The 15,997-nt window shown below is 67.0% G+C and carries 12 protein-coding genes; 4 read left to right on the plus strand and 8 right to left on the minus strand.

The annotated features are described in order from the left end of the window. Nucleotides 1-69: 69 nt before the first annotated feature. The 4 genes from UAA55_RS08730 to UAA55_RS08745 all read right to left on the minus strand — a co-directional run bounded on the left by UAA55_RS08730 (nt 70) and on the right by UAA55_RS08745 (nt 8,827). The gene (locus UAA55_RS08730; protein ID WP_322952297.1) at nt 70-3,030 is read right to left on the minus strand and encodes a TonB-dependent receptor domain-containing protein; all 2,961 of its coding nucleotides are present in this window, start codon (nt 3,028-3,030) and stop codon (nt 70-72) included. Nucleotides 3,031-3,493: 463 nt separating this feature from the next. Next, the gene (locus tag UAA55_RS08735; RefSeq protein WP_322952298.1) at nt 3,494-4,414 is read right to left on the minus strand and encodes an ROK family protein; all 921 of its coding nucleotides are present in this window, start codon (nt 4,412-4,414) and stop codon (nt 3,494-3,496) included. Then, on the minus strand, nt 4,411-6,267 hold the full coding sequence (locus UAA55_RS08740) for an alpha-amylase family glycosyl hydrolase (protein ID WP_322952299.1): 1,857 nt from the start codon (nt 6,265-6,267) through the stop codon (nt 4,411-4,413). Before UAA55_RS08740 ends, UAA55_RS08735 begins: the two co-directional genes overlap by 4 nt. 94 nt (nt 6,268-6,361) lie before the next feature. Then, nucleotides 6,362-8,827 carry a TonB-dependent receptor gene (locus UAA55_RS08745; RefSeq protein WP_322952300.1) on the minus strand — a complete coding sequence of 822 codons (2,466 nt, stop codon included), beginning with the start codon at nt 8,825-8,827 and terminating at the stop codon, nt 6,362-6,364. Between the two features lie 340 nt (nt 8,828-9,167). Between UAA55_RS08745 and UAA55_RS08750 the strand changes: the two genes are divergently transcribed. Beyond that, the gene (locus tag UAA55_RS08750) at nt 9,168-10,769 is read left to right on the plus strand and encodes a sodium:solute symporter (protein WP_322952301.1); all 1,602 of its coding nucleotides are present in this window, start codon (nt 9,168-9,170) and stop codon (nt 10,767-10,769) included. Here UAA55_RS08750 and UAA55_RS08755 read toward each other — a convergent pair. From UAA55_RS08755 to UAA55_RS08765, 3 genes are all read right to left on the minus strand, one after another. After that, nucleotides 10,738-11,835, minus strand: a complete 1,098-nt coding sequence (locus tag UAA55_RS08755) for a LacI family DNA-binding transcriptional regulator (RefSeq protein WP_322952302.1) — start codon at nt 11,833-11,835, stop codon at nt 10,738-10,740. The two genes, UAA55_RS08750 and UAA55_RS08755, sit on opposite strands and share 32 nt — an antisense overlap. Nucleotides 11,836-11,895: 60 nt before the next feature. Continuing rightward, the gene (locus tag UAA55_RS08760; protein ID WP_322952303.1) at nt 11,896-12,816 is read right to left on the minus strand and encodes an ROK family protein; all 921 of its coding nucleotides are present in this window, start codon (nt 12,814-12,816) and stop codon (nt 11,896-11,898) included. Between the two features lie 78 nt (nt 12,817-12,894). Continuing rightward, nucleotides 12,895-13,335, minus strand: a complete 441-nt coding sequence (locus tag UAA55_RS08765) for a host attachment family protein (protein WP_322952304.1) — start codon at nt 13,333-13,335, stop codon at nt 12,895-12,897. A gap of 286 nt (nt 13,336-13,621) precedes the next feature. On the opposite strand from UAA55_RS08765, the gene UAA55_RS08770 reads away from it, so the two are divergent. The 3 genes from UAA55_RS08770 to UAA55_RS08780 all read left to right on the plus strand — a co-directional run bounded on the left by UAA55_RS08770 (nt 13,622) and on the right by UAA55_RS08780 (nt 15,489). Continuing rightward, on the plus strand, nt 13,622-14,200 hold the full coding sequence (locus UAA55_RS08770; RefSeq protein WP_322952305.1) for a flavodoxin family protein: 579 nt from the start codon (nt 13,622-13,624) through the stop codon (nt 14,198-14,200). Between the two features lie 70 nt (nt 14,201-14,270). Continuing rightward, nucleotides 14,271-14,798, plus strand: a complete 528-nt coding sequence (locus UAA55_RS08775) for a chorismate mutase (RefSeq protein ID WP_322952306.1) — start codon at nt 14,271-14,273, stop codon at nt 14,796-14,798. 112 nt (nt 14,799-14,910) lie between these two features. Next, complete coding sequence (locus UAA55_RS08780; protein ID WP_322952307.1) at nt 14,911-15,489, plus strand: NUDIX domain-containing protein; 579 nt, start codon at nt 14,911-14,913, stop codon at nt 15,487-15,489. 7 nt (nt 15,490-15,496) lie between these two features. On the opposite strand, the gene UAA55_RS08785 is transcribed toward UAA55_RS08780, so the two are convergent. Next, nucleotides 15,497-15,994 (minus strand): RES family NAD+ phosphorylase, encoded by a 498-nt coding sequence (locus UAA55_RS08785; RefSeq protein WP_322952308.1) that lies wholly within the window; start codon nt 15,992-15,994, stop codon nt 15,497-15,499. Between the last annotated feature and the right edge of the window lie 3 nt (nt 15,995-15,997).

The following is a 15,997-nucleotide window of genomic DNA, read 5'->3' on the forward strand; positions in this document are numbered from 1 at the left end:
GGAAAGAATATGGCCCGCCCCCCGGGTACCAGAGGCGGGCCATCTTTAAAATTCCTGACCGTCGGGAGATCAGAATTTGTAACCGGCCGTCAGGCGATAGTAGCGGCCCAGGATGGAACTGAAGTACCGGCTGGTGCTGTATCCCGCCCCCGGGGAGGGAACGTGGGAGTTCAGCACGTTGTCCACATTGAGGCGAAGGCGATAGCCGCCCTCGAACTCATAGCCGGCCGAAGCGTTGTACATCACATACGGGTCCATGACCGGGTACTGGTAGTTGGACAGTGGCGTGTTCACACTGATGCGGGTTTCGCTGTAATACTGAGTCTGCCACAGGAAATCGAATCCACCGTTCTTGTAATCGATGTTGGCGGTGAAGTTGTTGCGCGGTTCTTGTACTCCGCCCACGGTGTATTGCTTATCGCCTGTGCCCACCTTGTAATAATGACTAAAGGTGTGCAGATAATTGACGCTAAAGTCGACCGCGCCGTAATTGTCCGGTAGCCCGAATTCGCTGAGGTTGATGCCGTAATTCAACTCCGCCTGCAAGGCCTTGAAGCTTTCGATGGCCGCGTTGTAGTAGCCCTCCGACACCGACGTCACCTGGCCGGCGCTGTCGCGGGTGAAGGTGCTGCAGAAGGAATTGCCGGGGGCGCCGTCATAGCAGGCGTCCAGCAGGTCCGTCGCGCCCAGCTGCGAGATCTCGTTGGTGATGTCGATGCTGATGTAATCGGCGGACAGCGTCAGGCCCGGGATATAACGCGGACGCAGCACCGTGCCCACCGTCCAGCTGTCGGCGATCTCGTTCTGCAGATGCGGGTTGCCGGAGCTGGTGCCTGGGATGGTGAAGTCGACGATGTTGGAGGTGAAAGGCTGGGTGATGCCGGCGGCGGCGCAATTGGCGGCGCGCTGGGCCGGGTTCGGACCGCCGTTAATGTAGCGGGCGTCACAGGGATCGTTGGCGGTGTCGAAGATCTGGCCCGTGGGGCTGAAGGCCTCCGTCACGGCCGGGGCGCGGAACGACCGGGTGTAGTTGCCACGGAACTTGATGTCCGGGATGGGCTGGTAGCTGCCACCGCCGGTGTAGGACCAAAAGGTGCCCGTCAGGTTGTTGTCGACGAAACGGGCGGAGCCCTCTAGCTCCAGATTGTAGATCAGCGGTACCTTCATGTTCGGTGCCACGACCGGAATGGTCACCTCGGTGAAGCCCTCATTAGTGTGGTACTCGCCCGCCACCGGGTCGATGGGAATGCTGTTACCGAATTGGGTGCGAGTGCCGTCGCCGTTGGGCTGCCCATAATAGAAGGCGCCGGGGTCGAAAGCTGTTGTTTCCCGGCGGTATTCATAACCGGCGGAGAACTTGGCGTCGCCGGCCGGTAGGTTGATAATGGTGCCGCCAATGTCGGCCAGCACGTCGTACTGGGCGTTGTTCTGCTTGGGATGGGCGATGGCGGTGATGTAGTCCGTTGCCGCCCTGCTCGCCTGATTGATACCAAAAATGTTAAGCGGCGCGCAGGTGCTGCTCAGCGTGGCGATGGCGGCGTTGGTGTAGCCGGGGGCGCAGACGATGTTGCCGCTGCTGTCCCGCACCGCGTTGATGGCGTTGAAGAAGTTCTGGGTGACCACCTGCCGGTCGTCATTCGACGTTTCCGACTTGCCGTAGGTGCCCGTCACTTCCCAGTTGAAAGTGCGGTTGAGGGCGGAGAAGTCGCCCTCCAAGCCCGACACGACGCGATAGATGTTGGTCGTGGTGCGGAAGGCGCCGGTGGCCAAGTCGGTGTTGGCGCGTGCCATGTAAAAGGTGCTGGGGTCGGCGTCCGCGGCCACCAGGTTGTTGATGATGGTCTGGCGGTCGGCGGCGCTTAGATAGGGGTTGTCCGTGCTCAAGGCCAGGTTGCCGTTGATGTCGCCCGCGTTGCCGAACAGGGCGGTGTTGTAGAAGGGCTGGTCGCGCAGGTTGGCGGCGCGCAGGTGGCCATACCACAGTTCGGTGTTGAAGCGGATATGGTCGGTCAGGTCGTAATGGCTGAGCAGGGTGACCTGGGTCCGGTTGCTTTCCGTCAGCAGATTGCCGAAATCGCCAATGGGGAAGCCGCTGCCGCCCGCCTGATAAAGGGAGCTGCCCGTCAGCTGACCGTTAATGAAGGGCGTCAGCTGGCCGTTGGGGCCGAAGTACAGGGCCTGTCCGGTGTCATTGGTGATGGCGGACGAGGCTATACCCCGGGAAATGGGCACGCCGTCGTCCACCATGGGCATACCGGTGTTGGTGAAGACGTTGTAGTGCTCACCGCCAGAGTACAGTTGTTGGGTAAATGTATGGCCCTTGGTGGCGCTACCGAAGAAGTTGCCGGCGCCGCCGGCCGTCCCCTTGCGATCCTCGTCCGTCAGGCCATTCTGTTTGTCATACTGGACGGCGACGGTGATGTTGCCGCGGCCGTTGTTGAAGTTCCGGCCCAGTACGGCCGACGCATTGTAGTCAGCGGCGTCGCCATATTCCGACAGGCCGCTGGACACGCTGACGTCGGCGCCCTGGTAATCCTTTTTCAGGATGATGTTGACGGTGCCGGCGATGGCGTCAGAGCCGTAAGTGGGCGCACCACCCACCGCTATCACATCCACACGCTCAACCAGCGACGTGGGGATGGCCGATAGGTCCACCGGGCTGCCGGCGACGGCGCCGAAGATGGAGGAACTGTCGGAGGAGACGAAACGGCGGCCGTTGACCAGGGTCAGGGTGCGCTGGGAGCCGAGATTGTACAGGTTGACGTAGGTCTGGCCGGCGCCGAAGGAACCCTGACTGCCCACCGGGCTGTTGGCCGGCACGCTGAAGGCCGGCAGTTCTTGCAGCGCCTGACCCAGGTTGGTGAAGCCACGCTTGGCGATCTCGTCGGCGCCCAGGACTTCGGCCGGCTGCATGGTATCGAAGTTGGCGCGCTTGATGCGGGAGCCGGTGATGACGATTTCATTGAGGGAGGTCGTCTGCTGCGTGCCGGTGTCGGCGGTGTCGGCCGGCTGCTGAGCGGCCTGTGCCACCTGCGCTGGCTGGGTCGGCGCTGGAGTTGCATCCCCGCCCTGCTGAGCCCAGGCGCCGGCGGCTGTCCCCATAGCGCCGATGGCGGCACCAACCATTAAGAAGAAACGCAAGCAATTGACTTTGCGGGAAGAATGCGACGATTGGGTAGACCGGCCCATAGTTGCCCCCGATGTTTTTGATACCCGTTATGGCATCAATGGGAGGTTGACCAATCGGTCAGGGTCAATCCTGTTTTGTTGCTCCCTTGTTAGTGTTGAAAACGAACGTCGCAAGAATGCAACACAATGGATGAAATTTTATAACTTTCTGGTGCGGCGAAATGCCCGCGACCAATCCATTCGGAATAGGGCGGCTCAACCTGTTGGCGTGCCCGTTCGGGTTGTGTGATTACGACAGTAGCTTGGTTGTTTCAGCGACGTACCGATGAATGACGACGGGGGCGCGACTCAGGCAAGAGCGGTTTCAAGACGCGTCCCAACCCAGGGCCAAGGCTCCGGCGAGGCCTGAGCCGGTATCCAGGCCGGGGGGGACGATGAAACCGGTCAGGCCGTCGGCCAGGGCGGGATGGTCGATGTAGCCGCCGATATGGTGTTCTGCGTGGTGGCGCACCTTGTCCAGCAGGCCGGGGCGTCCACCCACGCCGCCGCCGATGACGATGCGCTGGGGTGACAGGGCGAACAGCAGGTTGGCCGCCATCTGGCCCAGGTAGTCGCCCACCAGGTCCCAGATGGGATGGTCGTCGGCCAGCTCCGTGGCCGGCCGGCCCACGCGCGCCTCGATGGCCGGGCCGCAGGCCAGTCCCTCCAGGCAATCGCCGTGATAAGGGCAATGGCCAGCATAGGGGTCGCGCGCCGGATCGCGGCGCACCAGCAGGTGGCCGCCCTCGGGATGCACCAGGCCATGCTGCGGCCGGCCACCCACCACCACGCCCACGCCGATGCCCGTGCCCACGGTCACGTAGACATGGCTGTCCAGGCCCTGAGCGGCACCCCAGCGGCCCTCGCCCAGGGCGGCGCCGTTGACGTCGGTGTCGATGGCGACAGGGACACCCCCCTCCTTCAAGTGTCCAAGCGCGTTGGCCAGGTGATCGCGCACCGGCGCGCCGGCCCAGCCCGGCTTGGGCGTGCGGGTGATGCTGCCGTACTCCGGGCGGTGGGGATCGAGTTGCAAGGGCCCGAAGCTGGCGACGCCGACGGCGTCCAGCCCGCCCATGCGGCCGGCCAGGTCGCGCAAAGCCACCACGCACCGCGCCAGCGTCTCCTCCGGCGTGGTGGTCGGGATGCGGATGGTGTCGATGGATCGCGGTCGCGTGGCGCCGTCCATGACGGCCGCGCCCACGATGGCCTTGGTGCCGCCCAGTTCCACCGCCCCAATGCGCTTCATGCTGAAACCTCGATCCAACGGGCCTGCCATGGCCCCAAGGGCAGGGCCGCCGGATCGATAGGGCCCTCCGCCACCGCGTCCCGCCCGGACGCGGCGGGCAGCGATATCGTGACCGTCTGGCCCGTCAGGTTGGCCAGGCACAGCAGGGGCCGGGAGCCGGTACGTCGGAAGCCCAAGACCCCCGCCGGCAAGCCAGCCAGGGGCTGCGCGGGTTCCGCGCCGTGCAGGGCGGGCAGGCCGGCGCGTGCCTTGATCAGCCGGCGCAAGGCGGTATGGAACGCGCCTGCGGCGGTGGCGTCGTCATCGCGTCCGGCGGCCCGGTCCCAGTCCATGTCCGGCCGGTGCAGCCAGCGGCCTTCGCCGGCGGGCAGACTGGACAGCGGGGCGTTGGTCAGCGCGACCTCGTCCCCCATGTACAGCACCGGCAGGCCATCCAGCGCCAGGGTCACCTGGTACAGCTGCAGCAGACGGGCCAATGCCGCGTCCGTGTCCGGTTCGCCAGGGCGCCCGCCAGGCCGCAGGCCCACCAGCGAGGCCGCCATACCGTTGGTGCTGGGGGCGCCGCCGCCGTCCGCCTGGAAGGCGGCGCCCAGGGCGTAACTGCCCGGCAGGGCGCCGGCGTAGAAGGCGGACACCCGGTGCAGCGCCTCATGCGGTATCAGGGTGGCCAGTGCGTCCCAGATGATGTCGTCATGGCAGCGGACATAGGTGATCCAGGCCGCCTGCCGGGGCCGGCCAGCCAGCCGGTCCAGCAGGGCGTGGGCGGGGTCCGCGTCGCCGGTGGCCTGGGCCAGCCACAGGGCCGTCATCATGCCGTTGTTGTAGGCCAGATGGCATTCGTTGGCGGCTGGCAGGCCGCTGGCCTCATCCCGCCCGAAGAAGGACACGACGTCGTCCGGGTCGACGATGGCCTCGCCCTTCAGCAGCACGCCCGGGGCCGCGATGGCCAGCAGCGCCCGCCAGGCCCGCACCACCCAATGGGTCTGCGGCAGCCCCCGGCAGGAGGTGCCCGGCGCCTTCCACAGGAAGGGCGTGCTGTCCAGGCGGAAGATGTCGACGCCCTGGTTGGCCAGGTGCAGCAGCACCTCCAGCATTTCCTGGAAAACCGCCGGGTTGGCGTAGTTCAGGTCCCACTGGTAGGGATAGAAGGTGGTCCACACCCAGGCTTGGCCACCGTCGCGCGCCAAGCTGGGTTCGGGCGTGAAGTTGCCCGGCGCCGTCTTGGGGAACACCTGGCCCAGGGTGGCTTCATAGGTGGCCACGGCGTCGGCGCTGTCCAGCACATGGTAATAGGCGCGGTAGTGGGGGTCCCCCGATCGCGCCGCCCGGGCCCAGGCGTGGTCGCGGGCGGTGTGGTTGCACACCACGTCCAGGCACAGGGACATGCCGGCGGCATGCGCGGCCTCGGCCAGGGCCGCCAGGTCCTCCGTGCGGCCCAGCCGGGGCTCGACCGACCGGTAGTCGGCCACGGCGAAGCCGCCATCATTGTCACCGGGCTGCATGGCAAGCAGGGGCAGCGGGTGCAGATAGGTCACGCCCAGGTCGGCCAGATAGCCCAGCCGTCGCTGGACGCCAGGCAGCGTGCCGGCGAAGCGGTCGACATAGAAGCAATAGCCCAGTTGGTCCGGGCGCTGGAACCAGTCGGGCTCCACCAGTCGCCGCGCGTCGCGTTCGGCCAGGGCCGCGGGGCGGTCCAGAGCCGCCTGGGACACGGTATCGCGCACCCCGGCCAGCCAGTCCCCCAATGCCGGGGCATCGCCGTAGAGGCGGCGCAGCAGCGCCTCCGCCGTCGGCCAGTGGCGCTCCAGGCGCGCACGCAAGTCCGTGGCCCGGCTGGGATGGGAAGAAGTCATGCCGTGAAGTCCCAGAATGATCGGAAAAAAGACCGGCTGGCGGGGATGGATTCGCCACTGGGGAGGGGGGTGGGATCCGCCAGCCGGCACAGGATCAGAAGCTGTACTTGACCCCGGTCTTGAAGGTGCGGCCATTGATGGACCGCGCCAGCAGGATGCCGTTGCTGGGCACGGCGTCGGTGGTGCCGTCCACCTCCGTCAGGCCCAGGGTGTTGAACAGGTTGTTGGCGGAGAAGGACCAGACGATGTCGTTGGTCAGGTTATAGGTCGCGAACAAGTTGACCTGCGCATAACCGGGCATCACCAGCTTGTTGGTGGTGTCGGCGTAGCTGTCGGTCGTGCCGATGATGTTCACGCCCACGCTGTAGTCGTTGCCCACATAGGACGGCGTGATCTGATAGACGAAATCGGCCTGGCGCTGGGGCACGTTGCCCACGTCGCTGGGGGTGATCTCGTCCTTGGTGATGCGGGAATGGGTATAGGTGACGCCCGCGTCCAGCTGGAAGGCGCCGTAGCGGTAACTGGCCTCCAGCTCAGCCCCCTCCGCGTCATAGACGCGGGAGATGAAGCGCTGGGTCAGCGAGGTCACGTCCTGGTTGGCTTCCTCGGTGTTGGCGTAGAAGCCGGTGAGGAAGACGCTGAGGCCGACGTCCGACCGCCATTTCACGCCGCCTTCGGCCTGTTTCACCTTGTTCACCGCGTTCTGGTAGGCGGTGGAGCCATCGGGGTTGATGGAGCCGAAGGCCAGGCGGTCGGCGTTGGCGCGCCCACCCTCGCTGTAGCGCACGAACAGCGCCAGATCGCGGTCGATGGCGTAGTTGGCGCCGATGGAATAGGAGATGTAGTGCCAGTCGTAGTTGACCGGGTTGGCCGCCGACTGGTTGACGACCGGCACCGTCAGCTCCGGCACCTGCAGCACACCGTCCTGGTTCACGTCCAGGGACGTGGTGCCCGTGGGTCCGGCGTAGCTGCCCGAGGCATGGCCATAATCGTAGCGCAGGCTGGCGTCCACCGTCAGCTTGTCCCAGGCCCAGTTCAGGGCGGCATAGGGCGCGTCGATGTCATAGTGCATGTCATAGCTGCGCACGCAGCAATTGCCCCAGTAGGGCTCGCCATAGGCGACCAGGCCGTTGGAGGTGACGGCCTTGCCACTGGCGTTCAGCACGTTCAGCAGCGCGCCGTCCTTGCCGTTGACCGTCTCAAGATAGGTGTTCCAGTGCCAGTCCATGTCGATGTTCTGGCGGGCCTTGTAATAACCGAAGGAGACAGCGCCCTTGCCCAGGGGCAAAGTGTCCAGCGTCTTGGTGACCTTCAGGTCGTTGGTGTAGGTGCCCAGGTCGTTGAGCTTGACGTTGAACAGGGCGATGCGGGATGCCAGCCCGTTGCCGCCCACGCTGGCGGCGCCGACCGTCTGGCCGGCGTTGGGACCACTGGCGTATTGCAGGGTGGCGCCGGTGCCGCCGATCTCCGTCGCCAGGACGGAGGCGCGGTCCACCTCCTGCGGGTAGGGGCCGACGAAGTCGCCGGTGTTGTCCGCCACGCGGAACTTATCGTCCAGCGTCCAGCCGGGCGCCACCTCGAACGAGGCCTCGCCGCCGAACGCGGTGCTGACGGGGTGATAGCCGTCGCCGATGTTGGTGGTCAGGCGGTTGCCGTTGGCATCTATCGCCAGGTCCTTGCGGAAGTAGGGTGATTGGAAGGCGCCGCTCAGCGCGTCGAATCCGGGCAGGGAGGAGATGTGCGGGTCGCTGCCGCTGCCGGAAATGGCCAGCGGCACCGGCAGGTAAACGGGCGACCGGTCGTTCAGGTATTTGAAGTCCAGGCGAATGAAGCCCTTTTCCATGTCGTGGGTGACGTTGGCCTTCATCTGGCCGCCGTTCATGGCGTCGTCATAGCCGACGGAACGTGGGCCCTCGCCGGTGTGGTAATAACCGCCGACATGGAAGCGCCAGCCGGGGGCGATGGGACCGCCGTAGGCGAAATCGGCCCGGGTCTCGTTGTAATCCAACCCCCGGGTCAGGCCGATGGCCCCGCCTTCCTTCTCGCCCGTGTCGCTGACGAAGTTGATGACGCCGCCCGGCGCGTTGCTGGCGAAGGTGGAGGCGGAGCCGCCGCGGATGGCCTCGACCCGCGCGATGTTGTAGTCGGCGCGCAGATAGGTGTCGGCGGTGCCGAAGGCGATGTCGCCGAACTGCATGACCGGCAGGCCATCCTCCTGCAACTGCAGGAACTTGGCACCGCCGGAGGCGACCGGCAGGCCGCGCACGGCGATGTTGGCGTTGCCTTCGCCGCCCGACGCCTCCGCCCGGAAGCCGGGGATGTTACGCAGGATGTCGGCGGCGCTGCTGGGGGCGGATTGGGCGATCTGGTCCGGGTTCAGTGTGCTGACCGAGACGCTGGTGTTGAACTTCGACTGCGGCAGGGCGGTGGCGGTGATGACGATCTCATCCAGATCCAGCCCTTGCTGGGCCGGGCCCTTGGTGGGGTCCTCGGCCGCCAGGGCGGGCGTGGCGGTGACGGCGGCGCCCAGCAGCAGGGCGCGGGCCAAATGGCGCTTCATGGCGATCTCCCTCGTTCGTTCTTTTTTTGATTGTCGTTTTGGGGACGGCCTCCCCGGCCGCCTCGACGTCGTTACCCAAACATACGCTACAACCGATTGCAATCTTCTTTTTCAGCGATTTCTCGGGCCGTGTGGCGATCGTTTGCAACAAGCGAAGGGAAGTAAAGGCAAAGACTCAACGATCTCAGGCGCATGCCCGTCAAAAAGTCGCCGGAGCCGTTGTCATTCGGCAGCTTCCAAAAATACAATCGATTGCAATTCCCCCGCGATGGCGTCAAGGTGCGTCGTTCCCGGGTTCGGGCCCGGGCCGAAAGACAAGCAAAATTCAAGGGAGGACGGGATGAACGGCGGCAGTCCGCTGGGGTCCTGGGATGTGGCGATCATCCTGGTGTATGTCGTGGCCATCATCGCCATCGGCCTGGCGGTCAGCCGCCGGCAGCGCACGGCGTCGGACTATTTCCTGGCCCATAAGTCCAAGACTTGGCCCGTCATCGGCCTGGCCCTGCTGGCGTCCAACATCTCCAGCACCACGCTGATCGGGTTGGCAGGGGCCGCCTACGACCACGGCATCGCTGTTTTCGACTACGAATGGATGGCCGGCATCGTCCTCGTGTTCTTCTGCATCTTCCTCTTGCCCTTCCTGTTGAAGACGGGGGTCTACACCACGCCGGAATTCCTGGAACGGCGCTATGACCGGCGCTCGCGCCTGCTGTTCTCAGGTCTTACTCTGTTCCTGAACATCGCTGTGGACACCGCCGGCACCCTGTACGGCGGGGCGTTGATGTTCCAGCTGGCCTTCCCGGCCGTGCCCATGGGCGTCATCGTCCTGCTGCTGGCGCTGGGTGCCGGCATCTACACCACGGCCGGCGGCTTGGCGGCGGTCATGGTGACGGAAACCATCCAGGCGGTGCTGCTGCTGACCGCTGCCGCCGTCATCGCCGTCATGGCCTTCAGCCAGGCCGGCGGCTGGGACACGGTGATGGCCGCCACCAAGCCGGAGATGTTGAGCCTTATCCGCCCGGCCGGCGACCCGGTACTACCCTGGACAGGCCTGGTCACCGGTGTGCCGCTCATCGGATTTTATTTCTGGTGCACCAACCAGTTCATGGTGCAGCGCGTGCTGTCGGCCAAGAGCATCGACCACGGCCGCTGGGGCTGCCTGTTCGCCGGCCTGCTGAAACTACCGGTGCTGTTCCTGATGGTGCTGCCCGGCACCGCCGCCCTGCTGCTGTTCCCCGGCCTACCGCGTGGCGACCTGGTCTACCCCTCGCTGGTGTTCAAGTTGCTGCCGGCTGGCGTGGTCGGCCTGGTGGTGGCGGGCTTCCTGGCGGCCATCATGTCGGCCACCGCCTCCACCTTCAATTCCGCCTCCACCCTGGTGACCATGGATTTCGTGCGCCTGCGCTGGCCCCATCTGGGCGAGAAGCGGCTGGTGACGACCGGGCGCCTGGCCACCCTGGCCTTCATGGCGCTGGCCGTGCTGTGGGCGCCGCAGATCGCCCGCTTCGGTTCGCTGTGGCAGTACCTCCAGGCCATCCTGGCCTACGCCGTGCCCCCGGTCGTGGCGCTGTTCCTGGTGGGCCTGTTCTGGGCCCGGGCCAACGCCACGGGGGCCTTCGCCGCCTTTGCCGGTGGGTTGGCCCTGGGCTTGGGCCTGTTCGTCTACTGCGTGGTGCTGGGCCACGGCGGCCCGCATTTCCTGCTGATGGCGCCCGTGCTGGTGCTGGCCTCCGCCCTCATCTTGGTGGTGGTCAGTTTGGCCACGGGTGACGGCAAGCCGGGCACCGGCCAGTCCAAAGAGGGCGCGGCGCTGGTATGGACGCCGGCCGTCTTCCGGGCGGAGACGGCTACCCTGGCGGGGCAGCCGCTGTGGATGAACTACCGGGTGCTGTCGCTGGGCTTGGTGGGCCTCACCGCGATCCTGGTGTGGTGGTTCCGCTGAGGGCGGCGCCGCAGCTGGCCCGCACCACCAGCTCGGTCGGCAGCATGACCGAGCGGGCGGTGCGGCCGGCAATCTGCGCGAACAGCAGGTCCACCAGCAGGCGGCCGCCGGTGGCGGTATCCTGGCGCACGGTGGTCAGGGCGGGGTTGTAGAAGGCCGCCATCTGGATGTCGTCATAGCCGACCACGGCCACATCCTCGGGCACCTTCATGCCCTGGTCCTGCAGGGCGCGGATGGCGCTGATGGCGATGACATCGGAACAGGCGAACACCGCGTCGAAGGACGCGCCGCCACAGATCAGGCTGCGCATTGCCGTCAGTGCTGCGGCGCTGGCGAAGCGGGTGGGCACGTCCAGTGCCGGATCGGGTTCGATGCCAGCCGCCGCCAGGGCCGCGACATACCCCTCATGGCGCAGGCGGATTTCCGGCACCGTCCGCTGGCCCAGGAACACGATGCGCCGCCGGCCCTGGGCAATCAGATGGGTCACGGCGCGCTCCGCCCCCGCCCGGTTATCGGATCCCACGGTCACATAGTGCTGGTCGGGCAGTTGGGCGCCCCAGACCACCAGCGGCATGCCACGGGCGGCCAGCCGCTCCAGCCCCAGGTGGGCGGTGCTCTGGCCGATGGCGATCAGCCCGTCCACCCGCCCGGTGTCGACCAGGTCGGCCATGCCGTTCGTCCGTCCGGGACCGATCTTGGACAGCAGAAGATCATAGCCGTGGTCGGCAACGGCGTCGGCGATATGGCCCAGCAATTCCAGGAAGAACGGGTCGGAAATGGGCTGGTCATGTTCATGCAACAGGGGGATGACCACCGCGACGGTGTGGGTTTGCCCCTTGCGCAAACCCTGCGCCCGCGTATCGACCCGGTAGGAGTGGGACTCCACCAGGGCCTGGATGCGGGCCCGCGTTTCCTCATTCACCAGCGGGCTGCCGGACAGGGCGCGTGATACGGTCGATTTGGAAACACCGGCCATGCGGGCGATGTCGTCCATCTTGACAGCGCCCATCTTGGCCCTGGCCTGGCTTTCCTGTGTCGCGGCCGTCGCGGCCGGCTTATCAGCCATGTCCTGATCCTGACAATTCAACCAACGGACCATACAACAGCGGGTCTGGATTGCCGACGGTCACGGCGCGTCCCAACCCAGGGCCAAGGCTCCGGCGAGGCCTGAGCCGGTATCCAGGCCGGGGGGGACGATGAAACCGGTCAGGCCGTCGGCCAGGGCGGGATGGTCGATGTAGCCGCCGATATGGTGTTCTGCGTGGTGGCGCACCTTGTCCAGCAGGCCGGGGCGTCCACCCACGCCGCCGCCGATGACGATGCGCTGGGGTGACAGGGCGAACAGCAGGTTGGCCGCCATCTGGCCCAGGTAGTCGCCCACCAGGTCCCAGACGGGGTGGTCGTCGGCCAGCTCCGTGGCCGGCCGGCCCACGCGCGCCTCGATGGCCGGGCCGCAGGCCAGTCCCTCCAGGCAATCGCCGTGATAAGGGCAATGGCCAGCATAGGGGTCGCGCGCCGGATCGCGGCGCACCAGCAGGTGGCCGCCCTCGGGATGCACCAGGCCGTGCTGCGGCCGGCCACCGACCACCACGCCCACGCCGATGCCCGTGCCCACGGTCACGTAGACATGGCTGTCCAGGCCCTGAGCGGCACCCCAGCGGCCCTCGCCCAGGGCGGCGCCGTTGACGTCGGTGTCGATGGCGACGGGGACGCCCCCCTCCTTCAAGTGTCCAAGCGCGTTGGCCAGGTGATCGCGCACCGGCGCGCCGGCCCAGCCCGGCTTGGGCGTGCGGGTGATGCTGCCGTACTCCGGGCGGTGGGGATCGAGTTGCAAGGGCCCGAAGCTGGCGACGCCGACGGCGTCCAGCCCGCCCATGCGGCCGGCCAGGTCGCGCAAGGCCACCACGCACCGCGCCAGCGTCTCCTCCGGCGTGGTGGTCGGGATGCGGATGGTGTCGATGGATCGCGGTCGCGTGGCGCCGTCCATGACGGCCGCGCCCACGATGGCCTTGGTGCCGCCCAGTTCCACCGCCCCAATGCGCTTCATGCCCCACCCTCCCACGTTTGAGGCGGGCATCCTGCCAAGGGCGGGGCTGTCTGACAACGTTGGCGGTCACGAAACCGATCACGCGACCAGCAATTGCTGGATGTCTGGCACCGGCAGGTTGGTCAGGTCCTTGGGAATTTCCGCGACGATGATCTCCCGCGTCGCCGGGGTCAAATGTTTGCGTAGGATGCCCAAGGCCCGCGGTGGCGCCGCCAGGACCATGCGGCCGACCGTGCCGGTCTGCACCATGCCGTCCAGGTGCTGGGCCACATGGGCCAGGAATTCCGCCTCGGCCTGGTCCTGCCAATCGGTCTCCTCCGTGGCGCTGCGCACCGTGCCCATGCCGAAGCGGCCCGGCTGGTCCGTGCCCAATTCCCGGGTGGGTGTGGTCGGGCGCACCTCCGTGTGCTGGACCGTCAGTTTCAAGGCCTGGGCGTCGCCATCGTTGCGCAGGACCAGCATCTTGGCGCCGTCGCACGTCACGATCCAGCTGTGCCGGGCAATCACAATACCGTCCATGACCTTGTCCCTCCCAGTCAGTGCTCGTTTGCCGCCCGCCGTCGCGGGCGGCGCCTCCCAGGGGAACGGTGAGCCATGGCGAAGGTTCCGCGACACCTGGTAGGAATGAAGCGGGCCAGCACCGTGCCATTCGGCGTCCCGGCTCATCGGCCGGCGGAATCGACGACGCCCGCGACAGCGGGGAAAATTTTTCGCCGAGCCTCAAGAGGTTGGGATTCCGCTTGTCTCCAGGGCCGTCCCCGCGCCAGTCTGAGGGTGGGAGAGCCGCCAGGCCGAGAAGGGAACCATGACCGTCGCGTCCAACGACCGCCGTTTCCTGTTCCTGCTGACCGGCGCCCGCCCGGACGGCAACAGCGAGACCCTGGCCCGCCGCGCCGCCGCGCGGTTGCCGGACCATATCCGGCAGGAGTGGATCAGCCTGGCCGACCATCCCCTGCCGACCTTCGTCGACGTGCGCCACAGCGGTGATGGCACCTACCCGCCGCCCGAGGGCGCGGGAGCGGTGCTGCTGCGGGCGACGCTGGCCGCCACCGATCTGGTGTTCGTGGCGCCGCTCTATTGGTACGGCCTGCCGTCCGCCGCCAAACTGTACCTGGATCATTGGAGCGGGTGGATGCGCGTGCCGGGGCTGGAGTTTCGGGCCCGCATGGCGGCGAAGACGTTTTGGGCCGTCACCGCCATCAGTGATGAGGACGCGGCGGTGGCCGGCCCGCTGTTCGATGGCCTGATCCGCACGGCGAACTATATGAAGGCGCGATGGGGCGGGGCCCTGCACGGCTACGGCATCCGGCCGGGAGATGTGCTGTCCGACCACGTGGCTTTGGCCCGCGCTGATCATTTCTTTACCGGAACGGATGGTCGCTGATGGCTCGCCGACGCCTGTTGGCCTATGTCGTCGCTGTGGGCGTGCTCGCTTCGGGCATGCTGTCCCCCTGGTGGATTCCGCCTGGGCCGCTCCGCCGGCGGATACGGCCGACAGCCTGCGGGCGGTGGTCGAGGCGTCGGCCGACCGGTTGGCGCTGGCCCATCAGGTGGCCCTGTCGAAATGGGACAGCGGGGCGGCGGTGGAGGATGGCGGACGCGAGGCGGTGGTGATCATGAGCGCCGTGTCCCAGGGCGAAGGCATGGGGTTGGAACGCATCTGGGTGGCCGGGGTCTTCCGCGCGCAGATCGAGGCCAACAAGCTGGTGCAGTATGGCCTGCTGGCGGACTGGGCCCGGGCCGGGGCGGCGCCGGACCACGCGGCCGTGGATCTCGTGCGCGACGTGCGTCCCCAACTGGACACGGCGCAGAAGGCGCTGATGGCGGCCCTGCCGGGTGTCGCCCCCCTGCGTGCCCGCAAGACTTGCCGGGCGGAGGTGGCCGCGGCCGTGAACGACTATCTCTATCGCCGCCAGTTGCCCGCCGGCACGCTGGACGCTATCGCGCTGGACCGCGCCCTGGCTGGGATATGCGGCGGCTAGCCCTGCGTGTGGGGCGCAGGTGGGGTCCGCCCCCGGGGGGATGCGGGCGGAACCGGTCTTGAGACAGAATGGTTGCCTTATTTCCGGCTTCCCGACCGAAAGCGCCGCCCCCATGAAAGATCGCATCCGCGTGCGTGAAGACCGTGTCCTGTCCAAAGGCTGGTCCGAGCTGCGCAGCGTCACCTTCGATTATCACCGCCGCGACGGCGACTGGCAGACCATGACGCGCGAGGTCTATGACCGGGGACACGGCGCCGTCATCCTGCCCTATGATCCGGTGCGCGGCACCGTCCTGCTGGTCCGCCAGTTCCGCTATGCCGCCTATGTCGCCGGCTACACCACCCCGATGATCGAAGCTGTGGCCGGCCTGCTGGATGATACCTCGCCGGAGGAAACCATCCGCCGCGAGGCGGAGGAGGAGGCCGGCTGCCGCATCGGGGAGGCGCGCAAGGTGTTCGAGGCCTTCATGAGCCCCGGCTCGGTCACCGAGCGCCTGACCTTCTTCGTCGCCCCCTACAGCGCCGCCGACCGCATCGGCGCCGGCGGCGGCCTGATGGCGGAGGGCGAGGACATCGAGGTGCTGGAACCGACCTTGGATGAGGCCCTGGCCATGGTGGCCGACGGCCGCATCGTGGACGCCAAGACCATCATGCTGCTGCAGTACGCCAAGCTGAACGGACTGGTGGGCTAACGACCCGTCAGCGGGCAAGCCGTTGCTCGTCGTTGATGAGGATCAGCTGGCACGGGGCTGCGGAACCCCATCGCCAGAGCACCAAGTTCAGGTCCATCGCCCCGGCGCCACGGGCGTAGCTGCGGACCAGCAGGCCGTGGAAGCCTTGTGCGATCAGGCGCCGGGCGAAGGCCTGGGTGGGGGCCACCCCTGTTTGGCGCATGCGCTCGCGCCAAGCCGGGTCGGCCAGGCCGTCGGTATCCATGCCTTCCGAGGCCAGCGCGGCGGTATCGCGGGTGTCGAAGACGCTGGCGATGTCTGCGTCATAGGAGACAAGGGTGGTGGGTTGCAGGGCGCCCACCTGGTTGGTCTCCCGCACCGCCGTCATGATGGAGAGGGAGCAATAGAGCGCCGGTGTGCCCTTGGCGTTGAAGCGGCCACCATGAAGCTCCGCCCCGCGTCCGGACAGCGGCTCCCGGGCATACACCGGATTCAGCGCACGATAGAGCAGGCCCCGATACTCCATAGG

This window comes from Nitrospirillum guanabarense (assembly GCF_034653355.1).
Taxonomy (GTDB): Bacteria; Pseudomonadota; Alphaproteobacteria; order Azospirillales; family Azospirillaceae; genus Nitrospirillum.

Excerpts from the sequence above, each read along its gene's own strand:
- UAA55_RS08735 (WP_322952298.1), bottom strand. The coding sequence starts at position 4,414 with ATGAAGCGCATTGGGGCGGTGGAACTGGGCGGCACCAAGGCCATCGTG.
- UAA55_RS08740 (WP_322952299.1), bottom strand. The coding sequence starts at position 6,267 with ATGACTTCTTCCCATCCCAGCCGGGCCACGGACTTGCGTGCGCGCCTG.
- UAA55_RS08745 (WP_322952300.1), bottom strand. The coding sequence starts at position 8,827 with ATGAAGCGCCATTTGGCCCGCGCCCTGCTGCTGGGCGCCGCCGTCACC.
- UAA55_RS08750 (WP_322952301.1), top strand. The coding sequence starts at position 9,168 with ATGAACGGCGGCAGTCCGCTGGGGTCCTGGGATGTGGCGATCATCCTG.
- UAA55_RS08755 (WP_322952302.1), bottom strand. The coding sequence starts at position 11,835 with ATGGCTGATAAGCCGGCCGCGACGGCCGCGACACAGGAAAGCCAGGCC.
- UAA55_RS08760 (WP_322952303.1), bottom strand. The coding sequence starts at position 12,816 with ATGAAGCGCATTGGGGCGGTGGAACTGGGCGGCACCAAGGCCATCGTG.
- UAA55_RS08765 (WP_322952304.1), bottom strand. The coding sequence starts at position 13,335 with ATGGACGGTATTGTGATTGCCCGGCACAGCTGGATCGTGACGTGCGAC.
- UAA55_RS08770 (WP_322952305.1), top strand. The coding sequence starts at position 13,622 with ATGACCGTCGCGTCCAACGACCGCCGTTTCCTGTTCCTGCTGACCGGC.
- UAA55_RS08780 (WP_322952307.1), top strand. The coding sequence starts at position 14,911 with ATGAAAGATCGCATCCGCGTGCGTGAAGACCGTGTCCTGTCCAAAGGC.
- UAA55_RS08785 (WP_322952308.1), bottom strand. The coding sequence starts at position 15,994 with ATGGAGTATCGGGGCCTGCTCTATCGTGCGCTGAATCCGGTGTATGCC.